At 32.7% G+C, this 22,965-nt stretch carries 22 protein-coding genes; 14 read left to right on the top strand and 8 right to left on the bottom strand.

Annotated elements, in window-relative coordinates; genetic code table 11:
• Window positions 1-31: 31 nt before the first annotated feature.
• Entirely contained in the window at window positions 32-514 is a 483-nt protein-coding gene (locus Q0975_RS10260) for a hypothetical protein (protein WP_299436060.1), read from the top strand.
• A gap of 193 nt (window positions 515-707) precedes the next feature.
• On the top strand, window positions 708-2,099 hold the full coding sequence (gene lpdA / locus Q0975_RS10255; protein WP_299436057.1) for a dihydrolipoyl dehydrogenase: 1,392 nt from the start codon (window positions 708-710) through the stop codon (window positions 2,097-2,099).
• A gap of 83 nt (window positions 2,100-2,182) precedes the next feature.
• Here lpdA and Q0975_RS10250 read toward each other — a convergent pair whose 3' ends face one another.
• From Q0975_RS10250 to Q0975_RS10230, 5 genes are all read right to left on the bottom strand, one after another.
• Window positions 2,183-4,021 (bottom strand): hypothetical protein, encoded by a 1,839-nt coding sequence (locus Q0975_RS10250; RefSeq protein WP_299436055.1) that lies wholly within the window; start codon window positions 4,019-4,021, stop codon window positions 2,183-2,185.
• 32 nt (window positions 4,022-4,053) lie between these two features.
• On the bottom strand, window positions 4,054-4,476 hold the full coding sequence (locus Q0975_RS10245) for a hypothetical protein (RefSeq protein ID WP_299436052.1): 423 nt from the start codon (window positions 4,474-4,476) through the stop codon (window positions 4,054-4,056).
• A 102-nt stretch (window positions 4,477-4,578) separates the two neighbouring features.
• On the bottom strand, window positions 4,579-5,307 hold the full coding sequence (locus Q0975_RS10240; RefSeq protein WP_299436048.1) for a diphthine--ammonia ligase: 729 nt from the start codon (window positions 5,305-5,307) through the stop codon (window positions 4,579-4,581).
• Between the two features lie 5 nt (window positions 5,308-5,312).
• Complete coding sequence (aroQ, locus tag Q0975_RS10235) at window positions 5,313-5,726, bottom strand: type II 3-dehydroquinate dehydratase (protein ID WP_299436045.1); 414 nt, start codon at window positions 5,724-5,726, stop codon at window positions 5,313-5,315.
• Between the two features lie 2 nt (window positions 5,727-5,728).
• Entirely contained in the window at window positions 5,729-6,361 is a 633-nt protein-coding gene (locus Q0975_RS10230; RefSeq protein WP_299436042.1) for a porin family protein, read from the bottom strand.
• Window positions 6,362-6,655: 294 nt separating this feature from the next.
• Here Q0975_RS10230 and Q0975_RS10225 point away from each other — a divergent pair, with 294 nt between their 5' ends.
• The 4 genes from Q0975_RS10225 (at window position 6,656) to Q0975_RS10210 (ending at window position 10,112) form a co-directional block, all read left to right on the top strand.
• On the top strand, window positions 6,656-7,237 hold the full coding sequence (locus Q0975_RS10225; RefSeq protein WP_299436039.1) for an outer membrane beta-barrel protein: 582 nt from the start codon (window positions 6,656-6,658) through the stop codon (window positions 7,235-7,237).
• A 74-nt stretch (window positions 7,238-7,311) separates the two neighbouring features.
• Entirely contained in the window at window positions 7,312-8,208 is an 897-nt protein-coding gene (gene xerD / locus Q0975_RS10220; protein WP_299436036.1) for a site-specific tyrosine recombinase XerD, read from the top strand.
• Between the two features lies 1 nt (window position 8,209).
• Window positions 8,210-9,166 (top strand): hypothetical protein, encoded by a 957-nt coding sequence (locus Q0975_RS10215; protein ID WP_299436034.1) that lies wholly within the window; start codon window positions 8,210-8,212, stop codon window positions 9,164-9,166.
• Entirely contained in the window at window positions 9,159-10,112 is a 954-nt protein-coding gene (locus Q0975_RS10210) for a leucine-rich repeat domain-containing protein (protein ID WP_299436032.1), read from the top strand. The genes Q0975_RS10215 and Q0975_RS10210 overlap by 8 nt, the downstream gene beginning before the upstream one ends.
• Before the next feature lie 53 nt (window positions 10,113-10,165).
• On the opposite strand, the gene Q0975_RS10205 is transcribed toward Q0975_RS10210, so the two are convergent.
• Both Q0975_RS10205 and Q0975_RS10200 read right to left on the bottom strand, forming a co-directional pair.
• The gene (locus Q0975_RS10205; protein WP_299436029.1) at window positions 10,166-11,035 is read right to left on the bottom strand and encodes an anti-sigma factor; all 870 of its coding nucleotides are present in this window, start codon (window positions 11,033-11,035) and stop codon (window positions 10,166-10,168) included.
• Window positions 11,036-11,141: 106 nt separating this feature from the next.
• Window positions 11,142-12,677, bottom strand: a complete 1,536-nt coding sequence (locus tag Q0975_RS10200) for an NAD(P)H-hydrate dehydratase (protein WP_299436026.1) — start codon at window positions 12,675-12,677, stop codon at window positions 11,142-11,144.
• Window positions 12,678-13,080: 403 nt separating this feature from the next.
• On the opposite strand from Q0975_RS10200, the gene thrA reads away from it, so the two are divergent.
• Genes thrA through thrC form a run of 4 tightly spaced genes read left to right on the top strand, consistent with a single transcriptional unit; the run spans window position 13,081 to window position 18,138 of the window.
• On the top strand, window positions 13,081-15,525 hold the full coding sequence (thrA, locus tag Q0975_RS10195; protein ID WP_299436023.1) for a bifunctional aspartate kinase/homoserine dehydrogenase I: 2,445 nt from the start codon (window positions 13,081-13,083) through the stop codon (window positions 15,523-15,525).
• A gap of 14 nt (window positions 15,526-15,539) precedes the next feature.
• On the top strand, window positions 15,540-16,463 hold the full coding sequence (locus tag Q0975_RS10190; protein ID WP_299436020.1) for a homoserine kinase: 924 nt from the start codon (window positions 15,540-15,542) through the stop codon (window positions 16,461-16,463).
• A 1-nt stretch (window position 16,464) separates the two neighbouring features.
• Complete coding sequence (locus Q0975_RS10185; RefSeq protein ID WP_299436018.1) at window positions 16,465-16,833, top strand: RidA family protein; 369 nt, start codon at window positions 16,465-16,467, stop codon at window positions 16,831-16,833.
• Window positions 16,834-16,848: 15 nt separating this feature from the next.
• Window positions 16,849-18,138, top strand: coding sequence for a threonine synthase (gene thrC / locus Q0975_RS10180; RefSeq protein ID WP_299436014.1), 1,290 nt, complete (start codon window positions 16,849-16,851; stop codon window positions 18,136-18,138).
• Between the two features lie 36 nt (window positions 18,139-18,174).
• On the opposite strand, the gene Q0975_RS10175 is transcribed toward thrC, so the two are convergent.
• A complete protein-coding gene (locus tag Q0975_RS10175) occupies window positions 18,175-19,059 on the bottom strand; it encodes a M28 family peptidase (RefSeq protein WP_299436011.1) in 885 nt (294 codons plus the stop codon).
• A gap of 104 nt (window positions 19,060-19,163) precedes the next feature.
• Between Q0975_RS10175 and Q0975_RS10170 the strand changes: the two genes are divergently transcribed.
• From Q0975_RS10170 to Q0975_RS10155, 4 genes are all read left to right on the top strand, one after another.
• Window positions 19,164-19,754, top strand: coding sequence for a hypothetical protein (locus Q0975_RS10170; protein WP_299436008.1), 591 nt, complete (start codon window positions 19,164-19,166; stop codon window positions 19,752-19,754).
• Between the two features lie 97 nt (window positions 19,755-19,851).
• Window positions 19,852-20,883 carry a glutathione synthase gene (gene gshB, locus Q0975_RS10165; protein ID WP_299436005.1) on the top strand — a complete coding sequence of 344 codons (1,032 nt, stop codon included), beginning with the start codon at window positions 19,852-19,854 and terminating at the stop codon, window positions 20,881-20,883.
• On the top strand, window positions 20,876-21,712 hold the full coding sequence (locus Q0975_RS10160; RefSeq protein ID WP_299436002.1) for an N-formylglutamate amidohydrolase: 837 nt from the start codon (window positions 20,876-20,878) through the stop codon (window positions 21,710-21,712). The genes gshB and Q0975_RS10160 overlap by 8 nt, the downstream gene beginning before the upstream one ends.
• A gap of 50 nt (window positions 21,713-21,762) precedes the next feature.
• A complete protein-coding gene (locus Q0975_RS10155; protein ID WP_299435999.1) occupies window positions 21,763-22,920 on the top strand; it encodes a flavohemoglobin expression-modulating QEGLA motif protein in 1,158 nt (385 codons plus the stop codon).
• The last annotated feature ends 45 nt before the right edge of the window (window positions 22,921-22,965 follow it).

The raw sequence follows: 22,965 nt of genomic DNA, 5'->3' as shown, positions 1-22,965 counted from the left end.
TTAATATCAAAACAACAAATAATTACACATTATGAAAAAGATTTTCACACTTTTATTTTTATCGACTCTTGTATTCACTTCTTGCGTAAATGACGATGATGTAGATTTCGATACAATTGGACAAACTTTTGAGTTTACTACCACATTTAATCCAGGAAACGAATTTGGGCATCGCTTCTTTTTTAATGAAAACATTTTTGATTCGGATGTAGTATTGGTGTATCGATTAGAAGGTGTTGATAACGGACTTGACGTATGGGAACCATTACCTACTGCTACTATTTTTTTAGATGATGGCAGTGGCGGTGAAATTACAGTACTTTATAGATTTAACTTTACTTCAGGAGATGTAGATGTACTTTTAGAAAGTAATGACCCAGGTTTAGTTCCTGCTAATTTAACCGATAACCAAACATTTAGAATTGTAGTTGTACCGGCTTCTTTTGCAGAAAATACGGATATCAATTTATCAGATTTCAACGCAGTACAATCTGCTTTAAATTTAGAATTCTAAAGACACATTATAATTCAACAATATATAGCATTGCTCCTAAAAAATAAGTAATGTTTCAAAAAATTAACACTATCCTAATGATAGTGTTTTTTTATGCGTTTTATTAAGTAATTATTATGAAAATGGAATCTACAAATCCTTTTTAGGTTAACCGAATTATCCGTAAATTCGTGTCTTCAAAAAATTCACATTTATGAGCGCATATGATATTATCGTATTAGGAAGTGGACCTGGTGGTTATGTTACTGCTATCAGAGCTTCTCAATTGGGGTTTAAAACTGCTATTATTGAAAAAGAAAGCCTTGGAGGTGTTTGTTTAAATTGGGGGTGTATCCCAACAAAAGCCTTATTAAAAAGTGCTCAGGTATTTGATTACCTAAAACATGCTTCTGATTATGGTTTGACTGTAGAAAAATTTGATAAAGATTTTGATGCTGTTGTAAAACGTAGCCGTGGTGTTGCAGAAGGAATGAGCAAAGGTGTTCAGTTCTTAATGAAAAAGAATAAAATTGACGTAATCGAAGGTTTCGGTAAGTTAAAAGCTAATAACAAAGTAACAGTTACCGATAAAGATGGAAATGCTTCTGATTATGAAGGAAAACATATTATTGTTGCTACAGGAGCTAGATCCAGAGAACTACCTAATTTACCTCAGGATGGTAAAAAAGTAATTGGATATAGAGAAGCAATGACCTTGGATTCTCAACCAAAGAAAATGATTGTGGTAGGTTCTGGAGCTATTGGTGTAGAGTTTGCACACTTTTATAATGCTATGGGAACAGAAGTAACTATAGTAGAATTTCTTCCTAACCTGGTTCCTCTTGAAGATGAAGAGGTATCTAAACAATTCGGAAGAAGCTTTAAAAAAGCTGGAATTAAAGTAATGACTAATTCTTCTGTAGAAAGTGTAGATATAAGTGGCGATGGAGTAAAAGCTACCGTAAAAACCAAAAAAGGAGAAGAAATTCTTGAAGCTGATATTGTTTTATCGGCTGTAGGAATTAAAACGAATATAGAGAATATAGGTCTAGAAGAATTAGGCATCGCTACAGATAGAGATAAAATTGTAGTGAACGACTGGTATCAAACTAATATCCCAGGTGTTTATGCTATTGGTGATGTCGTACATGGTCCTGCATTAGCTCATGTTGCTTCTGCTGAAGGTATTACTTGTGTAGAAAAAATAGCAGGAATGAACGTGGAGGCTATCGATTATGGTAATATTCCTGGATGTACATATGCATCTCCAGAAATTGCAAGTGTCGGAATGACTGAAAAACAAGCCAAAGAAGCAGGTTACGAACTTAAAATTGGTAAGTTTCCGTTCTCAGCTTCTGGTAAAGCAAGTGCTGCAGGAACTAAAGATGGTTTTGTTAAAGTGATTTTTGATGCAAAATACGGTGAGTGGTTAGGATGCCATATGATTGGTGCTGGAGTTACAGATATGATTGCAGAGGCTGTGTTAGGTAGAAAACTAGAAACTACAGGGCACGAAGTATTAAAAACAATTCACCCACATCCAACAATGAGCGAAGCTGTTATGGAAGCTGTAGCTGATGCGTATGATGAAGTGATACATTTATAATTTATTTTACATCTTATAAAAAAGCACCTTACTAAAAGTAGTAAGGTGCTTTTTTTATATTTCATATCTTCTTCGAAACAGTATTAATTTGGACCTGGTATAGAACCAATATTAAATGAAGGCACTGGTAATCGTAAACCAAAGAACCAGTAAGGATCGCCAGTAAACACGTTAATAGCAGCTCCAGATTGCACGTAATCATTAAGAATAGAAACCACGATCCCCGCTCCTAGTTCCGGGACATCATCCCCATCAAAATCAGGGGCTGAAATATGTAACCCAATCCCCCAATCAAAAATCCTATTATAAGCTACACTCTTTCTTCTGAATTTTTGATCCCACAAACCTTTAAGAATTAAATTATAATATGGCGCCATTTGAAATTGCGTTTTAACCTCAGTTCTAGCTAATGGGTCCGCAAAAATAACCCCCACAGTCCCCTCTATATGAGGCAAAACTTTGAACATAAACATCCTTCTGTTTTCTGTATAAACAACCCCGTTCTTAGAATTTACTTCCAATTTAAATGCTAATTGATCACCATCTGCCCGCACACCGGAATTAATAAGGTCAAAAGATGCAGATTCTGGTAAATCTTTTAAGGAAAATTTAAATACTTCATCACTAAATTTTAACGCAGCAAAATCAAGTTTCTCTCCTTGTAAAAACTCTTCAATATCACTATTAATTGTATTCTTTACTTCAATATATCTCCTAGTATATTCATCTTTTAAATTATTGAACTCAGTTTTAAGTGTTGCGATGGTAGTAGATAAACTCCCAACTATTGCATTTATAGAATTAACTACTCCATCAATTTGATCTAAAAGTTTTTTGCCTTCATCCCTAAAATATTGTATGTCACTTTGAATTCTTGCTAAAAATTCATTCACATTAATGTTTTGATCTCCAGAAACAATACCTACATAATATTCTTTACGAATGTTGAGTTCATCAATAATTTTCTTAATAGATTTTTCTACTTCCTCTATTTGACCTACTAAAATATTAAAACGATTTTGATCAGCTATATTCAATGAAATCTGTTTGATTCTTTCTATTTCTTCGTCAATTTCATTTTGTAACTCCTGCATTTTTTTATCTAACACACTTCTCAATTGATCTAAGTGATTCTTAGCAATACTTTTTAAAATCTCATCTTCTTTTCCTCTATTTTCTATCGCCAGATCTTGTAACTTCTGTAATTCTGCCAATTGCTCAGGAGTAGGCATAAGTCTCCAGCGATCTACTTCAAAAGGATCTTGCGGAGCATTATTATCAAACCCAGGAATATTTAATGGAGTTTGTTTTCCTCTCGCTATAATCCAACCACCAAATTGTATGTGCACTCCATTTTCATCAGCTATATTTTCTATCTCTTCTTTTAATTCATCTAAAACCACTTCTGCTGCAGCATACACAGAAGCATAAGGCCCCATTTCCGAAAACTGAAAATCTGCCATATCTTCAATTCGATCATCTATCTCAGTTATTTTATCTATGTTTCTAACAACATTACCCAAATTTGTAAAATACTTATTACCATCATCGTTTCGAGTATCTAGGAATTTTTCAAAATCATAGGTATTTACTAACTTTTGCACCTCCTCCATATTTTTATTCCTATTTTGCAGAGCAGTATAGATTTTGGTGATTTTATCCGATAGCTCAACAGGAAATAAGGAATCGTCTCCTATTTTTCCAATTAAGATTGTTTTATTTAGCGCTATATCTAAGACACTATTTATATCTACAATTTTGGGATTTAAATATTCTTCTTTTATTTCACCAGTTTGATTATCAAGGGATCTCCCATCCTGATCTATTTCAGAGATTTTGATAACATTTTGCTTTTGTGCAGATACTAATGAACATATGCACAAAGCAATGATTATGCTATATATCTTATGACAGGCTTTCATAATCTTATATTAAATGAGTACTAAATTAAAAATTAAACTGCATCACAAGCAGCAGCTTTGCGTAGGATTCTGTTGATATATCCTCTGGGCTGATTTGGGAATTTGGATTTCAAAACTATGGCACCTATCATATCCGTATTCACAGAAATAGAAAGTATTACATAATCATCTAAACGATCCCACTTAATAGGTGTCCTGAGTTTAGGATTTACGGTCAAGTTTTTTAACTTTTCTAATATTAAAGAAGGATTTGTTGCATGTATGACTCTGGAACTATGATAAACAGATTGATTAGAATTTATTAATTCTTCAGCCTTATCAACAGCCATCTTTGCAATAGAATCAGTACCTAAAACAACCCATAAAATAGCTGGCTGTGTAAGCCAATGCTCAAATACTGCTGTAGCTTCTGATGTATCAGTATCTGATAAAATGATTGGTTCTATTAACGGCATAATTTTAAGAATAAATGTGTGCTCTTAAAATTATACAAAATAATCTTCATAAAAAAGGGGATAAAGCCCCATTATCTTTTAAAATGAGATATTATGTCATACCTATTTTGGTAACAAATCACAATACCAAAATGAAGTATCCCAACTTTTATCTTTATCATCCGTAAAACAATTATCATTATCATCATCCGAAGGTGTATACCCTCTGAGTACCTTCTCTCCTATTTCAAAATTAATTGGATGATTGAATATTGGACCGTCAAATACAAACGTATGAAATTCTCCATTTTCTCCACAAGGGTCCACATTTTCAGGTAAATTTTCTAAAAATGATTCATCCAAAATCCTACCACAAAATGACTCATCAAGATATTTTGCATTTACACAAACTGTAATTGCTTTAAAGCCTAGATCAATAAATTCTAGTAATAATTCCTTAGTATTTCGTTTCCAAAGAGGAAATACGCCTTGTATCCCGATACTATTCAGCTGGTCTTCTCTGTATTGTCTAAGATCTTCTAAAAAGATATCGCCAAATACACAATGAGTATTCCCTTGAGCTTTTAAGTCATTTACATTATTTTTCATGGCTTCATTATAGGAAGCCATAGAAACATCTGCAGGAAGTTTAATTTTAAGTATCGGAAGATCTAAACTTTTTACTTGAGCATCTAACAACGATTCTCGTAAACCATGCATAGAAACACGCTCGTAATCCTTATTAACAGTAGTTAACAGGGTAGAAATATTATATTCATCCTGTTGCATTATATAATATAATGCCAGCGAAGAATCTTTACCACTACTCCAATTAAAATAGGTTTTGTACATATTTGCTAAAGAAAACTTTGAATTGCTAATGCATAGCTCTGTAAACCGAAACCAAGAATAACACCCTTGGCATTTGGAGAAATATAAGATTGATGTCTAAACTCTTCTCTGCCGAATGTATTGGATATATGTACTTCAACTACAGGTACTGCGACAGCTTTGATCGCATCACCAATACCAATAGAAGTATGCGTATAGGCTCCTGCGTTTAAAATAACACCATCATACATATCATCTGCCTTTTGAATTTCAGTAATAAGGTCGCCTTCTATATTAGACTGAAAATACGTTAAATCAATATCCTTAAATTGTAATTGTAATTCAGAAAAAAAATCTTCAAACGATTGATTCCCATATACACCAGGTTCTCTTTTACCCAACAAATTTAGATTGGGACCATTTAATAGTAAAAGTTTCATTTTTATTGTTCTCGTATGATTCTTCGATTATTTTTTGTCTTAAATAAATATCCTATCGATAATTGAGCAACCGAATTTTGATTAGTAACGTCTATGATACTGGTGTCATTAATATTAGATAATCCAAGATTATATCGCAACTGAAAAAATAGACCACTCTCTAGTTTGTAGCCAGCACCAACACCCCAACTAATATCAAAGCTATTAAAAGAATCAAAAAAAGGATCATCATCTGCTATATCCTCATTCCCTACATTAGCCAACAATCCAAATTGCGGACCTGTTTCTAGGCTAATAGATTCTGTAACATATATTTTTGCTATAATTGGTAGTGAAATATAATTTAGACTAATTTTCTGCTCTTGATCAGCTACATCCAATTTATATCCTTGAGCAGAATATAACAGTTCTCCTTGTAGAAAAAACTTACTAGAAATAGGATATTCCACTACTACACCAAGATGTACACGCACTCGTGCATCTGTTCCATCAGCATCACCAATAATACTACTATAATTAACACCTCCTTTAAACCCGGCACGAGCATACAATGGATCTTCATCACTTAATTTCTGTGCATTAATACTAACAAAACTTAAGATTACTATAATGAGTAAAAAACTATTTCTTTTCATTTTTTTAAGAATAAGTAGACACCCAAAAGTAGCTTTATTTTTTATAACAAGGTAAAAGGAAACCAAAAAACCTTTACTTACTAAAACATAAAAATACTAATATGCATAAATAGAATACTACTCTTCCTTATAAATAACTCATATTATCATAATAAAAATAAATCCTTATTCATTGACTATTAAAATGTTAGATTTTACAAGGATAATTTATTTGAAATTTTAATAAAAAACCTGGTAACAAATACTCAATAAATGATACTTATGGGTGTAATAAAATATAAACAAACAATTATCATGAAAAAATTAATTTTAACTGCAGTAGCAGTATTTACGTTAGGTTTTGTCAATGCACAGGACGGAGGATTTGCTAAAGGAGATATTTTTGTATCCGGATCTTTTGGATATAGCTCACAATCTAATGGTGATGTTAAATCCACAGCATTCCAAATTACTCCTAGAGTTGGTTTCTTTGTATCAGACAACATTGTTGTTGGAGCTAGAATAGGATATAACGCACAAAAACAAGAAGCGCCTTTTACTGATGAGATCAAAATAAACACTTTTAATGGTGGTGCATTTGGAAGGTATTACTTTACTCCTTCTAGCAAATTCTCAATCTTTGGGGAACTTGGAGTTGATTATTTGTCTATCAAAACAGAGATTGCAAGTGTAGACGTAACAGTCGATGGTTTTGGAATCGGTGGTGGACCTGGTGTAAGCTACTTCATAAGTGATAACTTTGCTTTAGAAGCTTTTTGGGGAGCTTTATCTTATGCATCTACTAAGTCAGATGTGAATGGTGCAGAATCTACAGACACTTTCTCTATCGGAGTTAATCTTGACGATATAAACTTAGGATTGGTGTATAAGTTTTAATACATAATTCTAAAATTATAAAGACCCGTCCTAAATTTGTTTTTAGGATGGGTTTTTCTTTTTATATTAGAAAAATGAAATGGAATCATGCTATAAAAGATTATGAACATTACCTAAGAATCGAAAGAGGTCTTTCTAATAATTCGATTATCAATTATAGTTTGGATATCCAAAGATTAATTAAATATCTTGAAGAAAATAATATTAATACGACACCACTTTCGATAGAAAAGGATATACTGACGCTGTTTATTTATGAAACAGCAAAACTAGTAAATGAGCGATCTCAAGCCCGCATTATTTCTGGTTTAAAAAGTTTTTTCAATTATTTAGTTTTCGAAGATTATAGAGAAATCAATCCTATGGAACTTATTGAAGCTCCTAAAATAGGTAGAAAACTACCAGACACCTTATCGCTAGAAGAAATAGACACGATTATTTCCCATGTAGATCTAAGTAAAGCCGAAGGAGAACGTAATAGAGCTATTATAGAAACACTTTATGGATGTGGGCTTCGAGTTAGTGAATTAATTGATTTAAAACTTTCTAATTTATTTTTCGATGAAGGATTCATTAGTGTCACCGGAAAAGGTGATAAACAAAGATTTGTACCCATTGGAGAAATAACGCAGAAGTATATCAATATTTATAAAAATGAAAAAAGAAATCACCTTAATATTCAAAAAGGACATGAGGATACATTGTTTTTAAATCGTAGAGGAAAACAACTTACACGAGCTATGATTTTTACGATTGTAAAACGACTTGTTGAAAAAGCAGGAATCCATAAAAATATAAGCCCACATACGTTCAGACATTCCTTTGCTACCCATTTATTAGAAAATGGAGCTGATCTAAGAGCCATACAATTAATGTTAGGACACGAGAGTATTACAACTACAGAAATATATATGCATCTGGATAGAAGTCACCTAACTGAAGTCATTAATACATTCCATCCCAGAAAATAATATGAATATATACTGGCTAAGGAAAAGCATTACATACATTGTATTCTCGAGTTGTTCTTTTATATACTCACAACGATTTAATGCTGATGGCGGTATACTTATAAAAGCTGAAATCACTTTAGGTAACCAAAATCAATGGCTAAAACTAGGCGCTTTTGGCTTTAGTACCTTAAACTATGGCGATATTTCTATAGAAAGTGGATTATCTTTTGCTTCCTATCAATTTATAAAGCGACATACGGTAAAAACTTCCGGATTGGGGTATTCATACGAGTTTTTTGCATTAGCCGGTATAGGAAAAAACAACAATCTATTAGGATCTTCTCTGTCTAATATGAATACTTCTATCTTATTTAATCCAAAAGGAAAAGGTGGTTTTAATGGATTAGGGTTTGGGTTTAGTAAAGATTACCTTCCTGGATTATTAAAGTCTTATGGACTAAAACGTGGAGCATTATTGATGCGCTTTAGTAACGCCAATCATAACATTCATCTTAGTTTTCAGAATGACTTTAGCATAGGTTGGTTTAGTGGTGCAGGCACAGATTATGGAGTTACAGGTTCCTTAGATATTGGTTTTACAGAAATAATCAATCCACAAACGGTACAAAAATTTGGAGTCGGAATTGATTTATTCACCGCAAGACCTGATTACAGTCAATCACCTCGAAATTCCATTAACTCAGATGATGGACGTAAAAACGTTTGGTTTACATTGCCTCCTTTTAAAGAATTGTTTTATGGAAATCTATATGGATATGCTACTTATCAAGAAAATGATTTTTCTATACATTCTAAACTAGGAATTAATAGTCAAAAAGCTGGAGCTTACATTCAGAATCTTCTTCACGATGGATTAGGACTAAATCCTAGATTTCCATGGCTTGTAGAAACAAAGGATAAAATCTATTTAGAAGTAAGCGGAAACATATTTTATAAAACCATTACGGATGATTAAGAGGCAAATAATATATCATGTATCCACTTCCCTTGTATTGCTCTTTTGTAGTTGTGGCACTTACACGACGTTTTATAGTAAAACTCATATAGAAATTGATTCAGAAAAACTGTCAAAAGTTCATCGACTGGATCTTAGTAATCAGGATCTTGAAGAATTGCCTGTAACAATAGCTGACTTAAAAGACTTGAGAATGATTAACTTAAGTAATAACGCTAAACTAGATATAAATGGTAGTCTACATAAATTGGCAGTTCATAAAAACCTAGAAGTATTAATCCTTGATAGTTTAGGTATTAAAACAATCCCAGAATCTATAAAATTGTTTCCAAATCTTAAGCAAATTTCGTTAGTACATAATCCTGCTCTTAATCTAGAGCAAGCAATTACACAAATTTCTGGGTTACCGATTGAGTTTTTGAATCTAAAAAACAATAAGCTCACTAAACTACCAGAGAATATAACAACTCTCAAGAATCTGAAGGATCTGAATTTGTCCTATAACACCATACAAGATGAAGAAAGTTATTCCTATTTAGGAAAATTACCTAAGTTGTATTCTTTGTGGATCGATCACAATAAGTTGAAAAAACTCCCTAGCACTATTGGAGAACTGAGTCAAATTCGATTTTTTTATATAGATCATAATGAATTAAAAGATCTACCTGCTGAATTAGGTAGCATGAAAAAAGTATGGGTAATACACGCAGGATACAATCAGTTTGCTGAGCTTCCTAAGGTTTTCACAACCCAAAAATCCTTATTAATGGTGCATATCAATAACAATCAAATAAAAGCTATTCCTAAAGATTTTGAAACTGAAAAATATCCATTAGCAGGATTACTTTTGGATAATAATCCGCTTCCTAATACAGAAATTGAAAAAGCAAAAAAACTCTTCAGTGGATTCTTCCTACTATCTTTTGAACAAAGAGTGTATAAATAAAAAACTCCCGAGAATTTCGAGAGTTTTTTTTATTTATAGGAACAAGCTATAATTTAATTTGGTCTTGTTGCTCTACCAGAAGGAACAGAGTTATCCGAAATCATTAAAACTGGGTTTGCAGCACCTGTTGTAATTCCTGCAGTTCCACTTAGTGGTTTAATAAAAAATGGAGCTGGATCTTTATCTTCAAAAGGCTCTACTGTGATATAAACTTTTTTGCTTGTTACCGCAGCAGGAAAAGTTATACCAGTTAAAGGAATTTGACTAGGAATCACAAGAAAATCTTCTCCAGGAAAATTAGGAACTACTCCACCTGAACCTTTAAAGAAATTAGCATCATCTGTTACATCTACATCAGAAAACGTTCCTGTAGAAACGATTTTATTTCCAAAATCAACCCAACCTTCATATTTCCAACCGCTTGCTAATGCAGGTAATGTTAATCCTGCTCCCGTTCCATTCATAAACCATACCCCAAATTCATCGTTATCATCAACGTCATCTGTTGGAGTAGCAAGAAAGAATTGTCCAGCTGTACTAGAAAGATCAGCAACAACTGGTGCAAAGCTCAGTGTTGCAGAATTAGAACCGTTAAAACTACCAGTTAATATTTTAGCATTAGAAGGTACATTATCAGTATCTCCTACTGGTTCTACAGTAAGAACAAATTCCGTAGCATCTGCAAGATCAGAGGCTAGTACCGTAAGGTTTACAGTTCCTGCAGGGTTTGTAAATCGATTAGTAGGCACAGCTTGACCATCTACTATTAACCATCCTTGATAGGTGGATCCACCTGTTAAGTTTTCTAAACCAATAGTTTCAATAGCAATATTTGCCACTGCTGGTCCATCATCACTAGAACAGGAAACACCTAATAGTCCCAAGGCAATTGTTGCAATCGCCATCATTTTTTTTGTCATCATTTTTTGCTTTTTAATTAATGAGATAAAATTATAAAAATCATCAATACCCATAACTATAAAAAGCAAACAAAATTGTACGCGAAAACCACTATTTTTTTAGGTACAATCAGGCTTGAGGTTGAATTGGTTCTGGCTGTTTAAACAATTCTAAATATGATTTTCCAATATTAGAAACAATATCACTAGCTAACAATCCTTGATAACCAGTTTCTTGAATTGCCAAATCACCAGAACTACCGTGTAGATACACTCCAAAAACCGCTGCGTGTAATGGATCATATCCTTGAGAAATTAACCCAGTAATGATTCCAGTTAAAACATCTCCGCTTCCTGCTGTAGCCATTCCCGGATTCCCAGAAGTATTCACATATATATCATCCTTATAGACAATCATAGTATTTGCTCCTTTGATCACAACAATACAATCGTATTTTGCAGAAAACTCTTTTACTTTATTAATTTTATCAAAATCATCTTTCCATTCACCAATTAAACGCTTTAATTCACCAGGATGTGGGGTTAGTACTGTTCGTTTAGGCAAAAACTGCAACAACTCTGGTTCTTTTGCTAAAATATTGATCGCATCAGCATCGACAACCAACATTGTTTTATTTTGTTTCAAAAATTCACCAAAAGCTTGTGTCGTTTTTTCATGAATACCAAGTCCAATTCCGATTCCTATGACAGATGGATCAAAATCAAATTTTATTTTAGATATATAATCGTCCTCATTATCCGTAATGACCATAGCTTCTGGAACTGAGGTCTGTAGAATTTCGTATCCACACTCTGGAATATATGCCGTTGCTAAACCAGCTCCAATACGTAACGCTGATTTTGTAGCTAAGACAGTACTACCTATTTTACCATAACTACCGCCTATAATAAGACAATGTCCATAATCACCCTTATGCGCAAATTTATGTCTTGGTTTATATAATGACAGTACTTCATTTTTACTTATCAACTCCGCAAAACCTTTAGTCTGAGCGATAAAATCTCTATTCAATCCAATATCTATAACTTCCAGATCCTGAGAATACTGACCTGTTTCTGGTAAGAAAAATATTAATTTCGGTAATTGAAAAGTAACTGTTGTAGAAGCATAAATAACACCTTCTGGATTATCAGGAGCTTTATCTGCGTATAAGCCAGAAGGTACATCAATTGATAATGTAAAACATCTAGCGGCATTAATATGTTTGATTAAATTGATTACCCAAGGCACTAAAGGTCTATTTAACCCAATACCAAAGATCGCATCAATCACCATATCCTGTTGTTTAATATTCGGGAGATCTTCTTCAGACTTTAGCTGTGTTGGCCATTCTGTTCCTATGGATTTTAATCGATCATAATTTGCCAAAAAATCTTCCGATCTCTTATCACTAAAATTAACGATGTATGTTGTAACATGATATCCATGCTCTACTAATAATCGAGAGATAACTAGACCATCACCTCCATTGTTTCCAATACCGCAAAAAACATGAATCGGAATCGGAGCACCTTGTAATCGTTGATGTAAAACATTGAATATTTGAGTAGCAGCTCTCTCCATTAATTCTAAAGAAGTAATCTTTTGAGATTGAATTGTAACTTCGTCTGCTTTTCGCATTTGACTAGCGGAAAATATTTTCACAAGTATAAATTTTATTAATTATTGGATAATACGCTTTTCATGATCTAATAATGCCTTTTAGTTTGTTTTTTTTAAGAATGCTTTAACGAATCTACATATAAATTAAAAGATCAATAAAAGTTTATGATTACGAACGATTTTATTTTGTTCAAAAATAAAAAATTATACATTTGAACTTTAATATAAAGCAAACTAATGTTTAGTACGGTTTCAATCTCGGTTTTACTTTTCGCGTTAGAAACAACAGCGGCTTTCGCCTACACTTCTATTACAGGTACTACAACTACTATTATTACCCTTAGGGGTTAATCATTTATATATTATAGAAATCAAGTAAGTAGTTTATTTTACGTAAAGAAACTACCGAAAACCTTTATCAATTACATCTTTTAAAAAATATTATATGAACGTTCTAAAATTCGGAGGTTCTTCAGTTGCAAATGCTGCAACAATAGAAAAAGTTATAAAAATCATTGAGAAACAATCTAATAATAGAGCTCTTTATGTAGTTGTTTCTGCTCTAGGAGGAATAACAGATCTTTTAATACAGGCAGGAAATGAAGCCTCTTCTAACAATGAAAAATATAAAAACACCCTTGTAACAATTGAAAACAGGCATCTAGAAGCTATCAAAGATCTGATTCCAGTGGTTTCTCAAAGTTCTATAATTAGTAAAGTAAAATCAGAATTAAACAAACTGGAATCCCTTTGCGAAGGAGTTTTTTTATTAAGTGAATTATCTCCTAAAACTGAATCTGTAATTGCCAGTTTTGGCGAAATGTTATCTTCCTTCATTATAGCTGAAGCAGCTAAGGTAAAAGGGTTGGATCTTGTTCTTAAAGATTCTAGGGATTATATAATCACTACCGATGCAGCAAAAGTCACGATAGATTATGAAGAGACTAATTTTAGAATAAAAAGATATGCACAAGATAACAAACATCAGATTAGTCTATTTCCTGGTTTCGTAGCAAGAACTGCAGAAGGAGAACCTACTACTTTAGGAAGAGGAGGTTCGGATTTTACTGCAGCAATTTTGGCAGCGGCTGTACAAGCTAATAAATTACAAATTTGGACAGATGTTAGTGGTATGTATACAGCTAACCCAAAACTAGTAAAACAAGCTAAGCCAGTGCCTCATATATCGTATCAGGAAGCCATGGAATTATCTCATTTTGGTGCAAAAGTGATCTATCCTCCTACTATTCATCCTGTTTTAGATAAAGACATCCCAATTGTAATCAAAAACACATTTCAGCCGGAAGATGCTGGTACAATGATTACACGAGAAGTAACCAATAGACAAAAACCTGTTACTGGAATTAGTCATATCGATGACATTTCGGTGATATCGCTAGAAGGAAGTGGAATGGTAGGTATTCCAGGTTTTTCTAAACGATTGTTTGAGGCTTTATTTTTAGAAAACATTAATGTAATTCTGATTACACAAGCTTCTTCTGAACATTCTATCTGCTTAGCTGTTGATGCTGTTGATGCAGAAAAAGCAAAGATCGTTTTGGATACTGCCTTCGAATTTGAGATTACAAAGCACAAAGTTGATCCTGTAAAAATCGAAAATGATGCCGCCATTGTAGCATTAGTAGGAGATAATATGTATCATCACCAAGGATTAAGTGGGAAAATGTTTAGCACACTTGGTAAAAACAATGTGAATATTAGAGCGATTGCTCAAGGAGCTTCAGAAAAAAATATTTCTGTAGTGATTGAGAAAAAAGATATTAAAAAGGCTTTAAATATCTTACATGAACGCTTTTTTGAAGTAAAAACTAAACAACTGAATCTATTCATAACAGGTGTTGGAAATGTAGGTAGTAAATTACTAGATCAATTGGAGCAACAGCGGACTTATTTAAAAGAAAAACTTCGTCTTAAAATACGTGTTGTCGGAATTTCTAATTCAAGAACCATGGTTTTTGATGAAAACGGTATCAAATTAGATTCTTGGAAGGATAGACTTGCAGAAGGAGAAAAAGCAGATTCTTCAACGTTTTTCAGTACCGCTAAAGAGATGAATATTCGTAATTCTATTTTTGTGGACAACACAGCTAACCCGGATATTGCTAAAGTGTATAAAAATTACTTAGCAGAAAGCATGGCAGTGGTAACTTGTAATAAAATTGCTTGTGCTGATGAATATGTTAATTATTCTGAGTTACAGGAACTTTCTCGTAAATTCAGTGCTTCTTTTCTTTATGAAACTAATGTTGGAGCAGGTTTACCAATCATTGACACCTTAAACAATTTGATTGCTTCTGGTGATACTGTTCATAAAATTCAGGCAGTATTGTCTGGTAGTCTTAATTTTGTATTTAACAATTATAAAGAAGGAGTCAATTTTTATGATGTGGTAAAACAGGCACAAGAAGAAGGGTACACCGAACCAGATCCCAAGATTGATCTTAGTGGTGTTGATGTGGCTCGTAAGATTTTAATTTTAGCACGTGAAAGTGGACAAATTTTGGAATTAGAAGACATCGAAAAAGAAGCTTTTCTTCCAAAAGAAAGTTTAGACACTACAAGTGTCGATGATTTTTTCGAGTCCTTAAAAACTAACGAATCTCATTTTGTAAAAATTCTTGATGAAGCAAACAAAAAAGAGAGTCGTTTAAAATATGTAGCACAATATGAAGACGGAAAAGCAAAAGTAGGATTACAGCATATTCCTACTGATCATCCTTTTTATAATCTGGAAGGAAGTGATAATATAGTTCTTTTTTATACGGATCGTTACCCTAAACAACCTCTAATTGTAAAAGGTGCTGGAGCTGGTGCAGAAGTTACAGCTTCTGGTATATTTGCAGATATCATTAGAATTGGTAAAAAATAAATATCCAGATAAAAATGAAAAGTATAAAGATTTTTGCTCCTGCCACCGTAGCCAACCTTTCTTGTGGCTTTGATGTACTTGGATGCTGCTTGGATACAGTAGGTGATGAAATGATCATCTCACTAACGTCAGAACCTGGAGTTAGAATTACTAAGATTGAAGGAGCTGATTTACCACTGGATACAAAAAAGAATGTTGCAGGTGTTGCTGTAGAAGCTTTATTAAAAAATTGTAAAAATGAAATCGGTGTAGATATCGAGATTTATAAAAAAATCAAAGCTGGTAGTGGTATCGGTAGTAGTGCTGCAAGCAGCGCAGGCGCTGTTTGGGCAGTGAATCATCTTCTAGAGAGCCCTTTTACTTCCCATAAGTTAGTTGAATTTGCTATGGCAGGCGAAAAACTTGCTAGCGGAAATGCTCATGCTGATAATGTAGCTCCTGCCCTTCTGGGTGGATTTACGTTAGTTCGAAGTTATGCTCCACTAGATGTGATCAAACTTCATACTCCTCAAGATTTGGTAATGACCGTAATCCATCCGCAAATTGAAGTAAAAACTTCTGATGCTCGATCTGTTATTAAGCAAAATGTAACGCTAAAACAGGCAATTCATCAATGGGGAAACGTTGGTGGTCTTGTATCCGGACTTTTTACAGAAGATTACGACCTTATCGGTCGTAGTTTAGAAGATGTAATTATAGAGCCTATGCGTTCAATTTTAATACCCGAGTTTGCAAATGTAAAAGAAGCCGCTATTAAACAAGGTGCTTTAGGCTGTGGAATTTCGGGTTCTGGCCCATCCATCTTTGCTTTAAGTAAAGGTATGGATACTGCAAAAAAAGTGGCAGAAGCAATTAGAGAAGTATATATTAAAACGGGACTTGATTTTGATATTCATATTTCTAAAATTAATAATCAAGGAGTCAAAATAATTAATTGATATGACAAAGATTAAAAAAATATCCACAGGTTCTCCTTGGGAAGATATTGTAGGATACTCGAGAGCTATAAAAATAGGAAACACCATAGAAGTTTCTGGAACAACGGCTCCAGGAGCCAATGAATATGAACAAACGATTGCCATTATAGAGTCTGTAAAAAAAGTCTTAAATGAATTAAATGCTGATCTTAATCATGTAATTCGTACCAGAATTTACTGTACAGACATCTCTAAGTGGGAAGAAATTGGTAAAGCTCACGGAGAATACTTCGGAAAAATAAAACCAGTAACAGCAATGGTAGAAGTTTCTAAATTAATAGATCCTAATATCTTGGTAGAGATCGAGTTTTCTGCTATAGTTTCACAATAATAAATCAGAATATCAATGCAATACTATAGTTTAAATAATAATGCTCCAAAAGTATCTTTTTCTGAAGCTGTTATTAAAGGTTTGGCTCCAGACAAAGGGTTATATTTCCCAGAAAGTATAACTCCTCTTCCGCAATCATTTTTTGATACTATCGAAAATCTTGATAATATAGAAATTGGTTTTCAAGCCATAAAGCAATTTGTAGGCAATGAGATACCAGAAACTGAGTTAAGAGATATTCTTAAAGATGTACTAAGTTTTGATTTCCCGGTAATTGATATCGATAAAAACATCGGTACTCTGGAACTTTTTCACGGACCTACAATGGCTTTTAAGGATGTAGGTGCTCGATTTATGGCTCGATGTCTTGAATATTTTAATAAAGATAACGATGATAAAGTTACGGTACTTGTTGCTACTTCTGGAGATACTGGAGGGGCCGTTGCGCAAGGTTTTCTTGGTGTAAAAGGTGTAGATGTCGTTATTCTTTATCCATCGGGAAAAGTAAGTGACATACAAGAAAGGCAACTTACTACATTGGGTCAGAATATTACTGCTCTAGAAGTAGATGGTGTATTTGATGATTGCCAAGATATGGTAAAAAAGGCTTTTCTAGATGAAAGTATTACGGATCACATGCAATTAACTTCTGCTAATTCTATTAATATCGCAAGATGGTTACCGCAATTATTCTATTTTGTTTTTGCTTATAAACAACTCAAAAGCAAAGGGAAAGAAATTGTATTTTCTGTGCCTAGCGGTAATTTTGGAAATATATGCGCAGGTATTGTAGCTCATAAATTAGGCCTTCCTGTAAAACATTTTGTAGCAGCTACTAATGTTAATGATACTGTAGTTAGATATATGAAGACATCTGATTATGATCCCAAACCGTCGAAAGCTACTATATCTAATGCTATGGATGTTGGTAATCCAAGTAATTTCATAAGAATTCAACGATTATTTGACAATAATTTTGAGTCTTTAAAAAATAATTTTTCTGCTTATAGTTTTGATGATAATGCTACCAAAGATGCTATGAAAGAGGTGTTCTCTAAAACCAAATATATTGCTGATCCTCACGGAGCAGTTGGTTATTTAGGATTAAAGGAATACGGTTTACAGGAAAATGAATACGGTGTTTTTCTAGAAACTGCTCATCCAGTTAAGTTTTTGGATATTGTGGAAGAAACTTTACATACTAAAATTCTAATACCAGCTCAAATTCAAAAAGTAATGAATAAGCAGAAGATACGCATTAAGACAAATGATTATAAACAATTAAAGGAGTTCTTACTTACATAAAAGAACTCCTTTAAAACATTTTTTTTATAGTTTTTATTATTCTGACAAAGATTTCATCACTTTATAGACAATCTCTGATGTAGATGCTAGATATTTAAAATTAACGGTAATATACTTATCTTCAGACTGATGCACATACGGCGAATTATCACCATTCATTAACTCTGCAGTAATCGTAATAGTATCATACCCTAAGGTAGCGAAAACTCTTGTTTCTGGCGTCGATACTCTTCTTTTAAATACTGGGACTCCAGATTCTAATCGATATGCAGATTCTAAACTTATGTTAGAAGCCAACAATTCTATAGCTCTATCCTCATCATTATCCCAACCAACATAATCTACACGATGCATAGAGTTTATATTATATTTATCATCCTGTAATTTTTTGACAAACATTCTACAACCAATCATATTAGTTTCCTGTTGATCAAAAAATACAATCATAAAATTAATATTTCTCTTAGCTAATTTGGTTAATTTTTCCGCAACATAAATAGTCAAAGCAACACCTGTAGCATTATGAACTGCTCCAGGACTACCCTTAGCAGTATCATAATGAGCACCTAAAACAATATACTCATCACTTTCATTTGTTGCTGGTATCTCAGCATAGATATTAGATCCACTATATTGGTTCCCTTTTTTATCTTGAACGTTATAGCTATTTCGTTTAGCCTTAAGTCCCATACTCTTTAGAGAATTGAATAAATAATCTGCTGTAGTTTTTCTTTCTGAATTACTAGCACGACTTGATAGCTTTTTCTTACCTTTTATTGGAATATATCCAGTAAGTTTACCCACTATATCCTTTTGTATGTTAATTATTTCTGCCTCTCTCAAATCAGCTTCTGATTGAGCCATTGAAATCTGAATGCAAAAAATAAATAGTAGTAGTGTTTTAAACCTATATAATTTCATTTTTAAACTTTTGTATTCGTATTTTTCCTTCTTTTAGCAAATTTATAAAACAATAAATAATATTACAATTAGTATTTTTAAGTTTATAAATAATAAATCTCATTATGTCAGTTTCAAAAACTATACCATTTTTTGTAATACTCCTTTTCACATTTACACAATGTAAAAAGAAAGATTCATCTATTGATCCTTTACTCGCTCCTGATAATTGGAGGAAAGAAACCATAGTGTTTCCATTATCATTTGCCCCATCTCTTAATTACAAAGGTACAGAATATGTTCGATTTGCTCCTGGTTGGGGTAAACAAGGTTCAGAAGAGTATTTTACATACTCATTTCTTTGGTATCTGGATGAAGACCCAAAATTATCTAGTAGCAGCTTAGAATCAGAGATGGAAGCCTATTTTGATGGTCTAACAGATGTAGTTTCGAAGCCAGAATCTGGAAATTTAAAAAATATTTCTAGGACCAAAGCTTTCTTTGAAAAAGTTGACAATCAATCATTTGCCGGTAAAATCATAACATATGATGCATTTACCGCCAACAAAGAAGTAAATTTAAACCTAGTAGCAACATATAGTTTTTGTGAAAATTTAGAAAAGCATTTAGTATTATTTAGAATCTCCCCTAAACCAATTAATCATCCTGTTTGGGATAAGTTAAATGAAGTACAGATTGATTTGAATTGTAGATAACTATCCAATTAAGATAAATTTCTTTTAAGTTTTAATACTTTTTTAGGCATCTAAACGCAAAATTTATTATTTTTCTTTTCTAAAACACATATTGCTCATGAACGTCTGTTTTCTAATGTACCCATGGGAAAAAATTGATCCCGAAAATGATACAAGTTTAACATTAATTCACGAATTTGCAAAGAGAGGGCATGGAGTAGCTTTAGCTACACCATCAAATCTTACCATAAGAGATAGTGTTACGTATTCTTTTTGTAAAGTGATTAATCGACAACAAAAGATTTCCTCTTCTATGAAATCTTTCTATATCAAAACTACCTTTAGGGATGAAATGCTGCCCCTAGCAGGGTTTGATGCCATCATTTTAAGAAGTAATCCTCCTCTTGATATGATTATGCTCAATTTTCTGGATTCTATAAAAGACGATGTTTTTATCATGAATGATATTGATGGAATCAGAAGGTCCAACAACAAACTTTATACTGCTGCTTTTGATGATATTGACACCCATTTTATTCCCAGAACTCACGTAACTAAGAACAAAGATTACTTAATTAACATGATTAAAGAATCTACAAACGATAAGATGATCCTTAAACCTCTAAACGGTTTTGGTGGTTCTGGTGTTATTTTAATAGAAAAAGGAGCTATGACAAGTATCCGTTCTCTATTAGATTTTTATATAGATAATAAAGATGGAACTAGTAACTATGTCATACTTCAGGATTATATTGAAGGAGCTGATCAAGGTGATGTCCGTATTCTTATTTTAAATGGAAAACCTATTGGTGCTATGCGTCGAATTCCCGGAGCGGATGATCATAGATCTAATGTTACTGCAGGTGGTTCTGTGGTAAAGCATTCGTTGACAAAACAAGAAAAAGAATTATGTCGTTTAATAGGTCCTAAACTTGTTAAAGATGGATTATATTTTGTAGGTATTGATGTTATCAACGGTATGCTGGTAGAAGTAAATGTAATGAGTCCAGGAGGAATTACTTATATCAACAAAAAGTATAAAGTAAGATTACAAGAAAAAGTAGTGGATTTTATTGAAGATAAAGTAGTACAAAGAGTTAATCGATTCGATAGAAAAGCTAAGCTCAGAAAAACAGTAGACGATGCTTAAGCTTTCTATTGATGAAATCATCCGTAAAATAAATGCTGAAGAACCTTTTCATGCCATCATAGAAGATTATTCATTTTCTATTAAAATTGATTCTTACACTTTTTATATTTGTGGAGCAGTTCATGACGGGCATCAGTTTAGAAAAGAACTTTGGGATAATTGCCTACATACTGAATTTGAACGATGGTATGAAGAAGATCCAGCTACAAAACAAATGATACAGAGTCATCCTATAGTGATTGCTGGTTGTGATTCTAGATTTGAATATGATCTAAATAGAGACCCCGAAAATGCTATTTATGAAGATGCTTGGGGGAAACAACTATGGGAGAACCCATTAACTGCTGATGCGAAACAATTTTCTCTTAAAAAACATCAGAACTTTTATGAGGTAGTTCACGCCTTAATTTCCAAAATTGAATCCAAATATAATGGGGCTATTGTGTACGATATACACTCATATAACCGAAGAAGATGGGATAGAGATGTTCCTGTTGTAAATCTTGGAACAACTAATATAGATAATAACAGATTTTCTTCATTAATAGATTCTTGGTGTAAAACACTATCAGAAATTAAACTTCCAAATGCAACAGAAATGACCGCTGCTATTAATGATACATTTCAAGGAAATGGATATTTTCTAAAGTACATTACTAAATATTTTCCTAATACTTTGGTACTGGCGACTGAGTTTTCTAAAATATATTGCCACGAATTGGATTATATTATCTATCCCGAAGTAGTTTATGCGATCGAACAAGAACTAAAAGTTAGACTCCCTAAACATGCTCAATTATTTTATCAAAGCTTTATTGATCCAAAGTAGTGTTTCTGAAAACTTAATCTATTATTTTTGTACTTAGTTAAAAAAACAATATGATCGAAGATGTTGTAGACACATACTCAGATTTATTCGAAATTGATCAAAATCTTGATAGACTTGTTAAGAACATTGAACTTCTTAATTATCTGAATCCACTAAATATTGAACAGGAAAAAAAGAGCTTTTTTGCTTGTAAATATCGTTTTAATCCAAAATTTAACTATCGAAAAATAAAATTCGACCCCTATAAATTACAACGTCTATTTTTCAGTCAACGGTTAGAACGTATTGAAGATGAAGGAATCAGAAAATTATATCAAGATATCATTTATGAATATTCTGGATTAATCCAATGTATAGAAACCATTGGTAGTGGTAATAACTTCTATTACAATTCTTTAAAAGTTTTCGGAACTCCTAAAGAACGTGATGTAGAGAATGCTCGATTCATTCTTCATTTTGAAGATGAAAAACCAGAAGAAGAATTCACCAAAAAACATTCTGCGACTGATGCTGAAATATACTTCATGAAATTTGCAGAGCGTTATGATTTTAACTTTAATATTAAAAAGTCTACGCATATATCTGCTGCTGCAATGGTTCTGAATGCGTCAGAAACACTGGTATTAAAGAAAAACAATAAGTTTAGTGATAATGATTTAAAGGTACTTGCTAATCATGAGATAGGAGTACATATGGTTACTACTTTTAATGGAAAAAGCCAACCACTAAAGATTTTTTCTAATGGTTTTGTTAATAATACAGAAACTCAGGAAGGACTTGCTGTATTTAGTGAATATATGTCTGGTTGTTTAACGTTAAAACGAATGAAAGAATTAGCTTATCGTGTTATTGCTGCAGATAGTCTGATTAAAGGATATGATTTTAAGGACACCTTTGATCTACTATATAACCAATATAAACTCGATAAGGAAACGGCCTGGCAAATAACACTAAGAGTGCATCGTGGTGGTGGTTTCACTAAGGATTACCTTTACCTGACAGGTCTTAAAAAAGTCTATGATTATTATTATTCTAATCAAGACATGGATGCATTACTAACTGGAAAGGTAACTTTAGAAAACAAAAATGCTATTGATCGATTACAGCAATTAGGACTGTCCAAAAAGAGTCGTCATATGACAGATTCTTTTACTCAAAACCTAAACACAAATACCAAGTTAGATTTTATTCTTAGGAACTTAAAATAGTATTGATACGCTCTAATTTTGATTAGCGTATTGATCATTTAATAA

The organism is uncultured Aquimarina sp. (assembly GCF_947500065.1).
Lineage (GTDB): Bacteria > Bacteroidota > Bacteroidia > Flavobacteriales > Flavobacteriaceae > Aquimarina.
The sequence above is the reverse complement of the archived record's forward strand: the minus strand, read 5'-3'. Positions and strand labels throughout refer to the sequence as shown.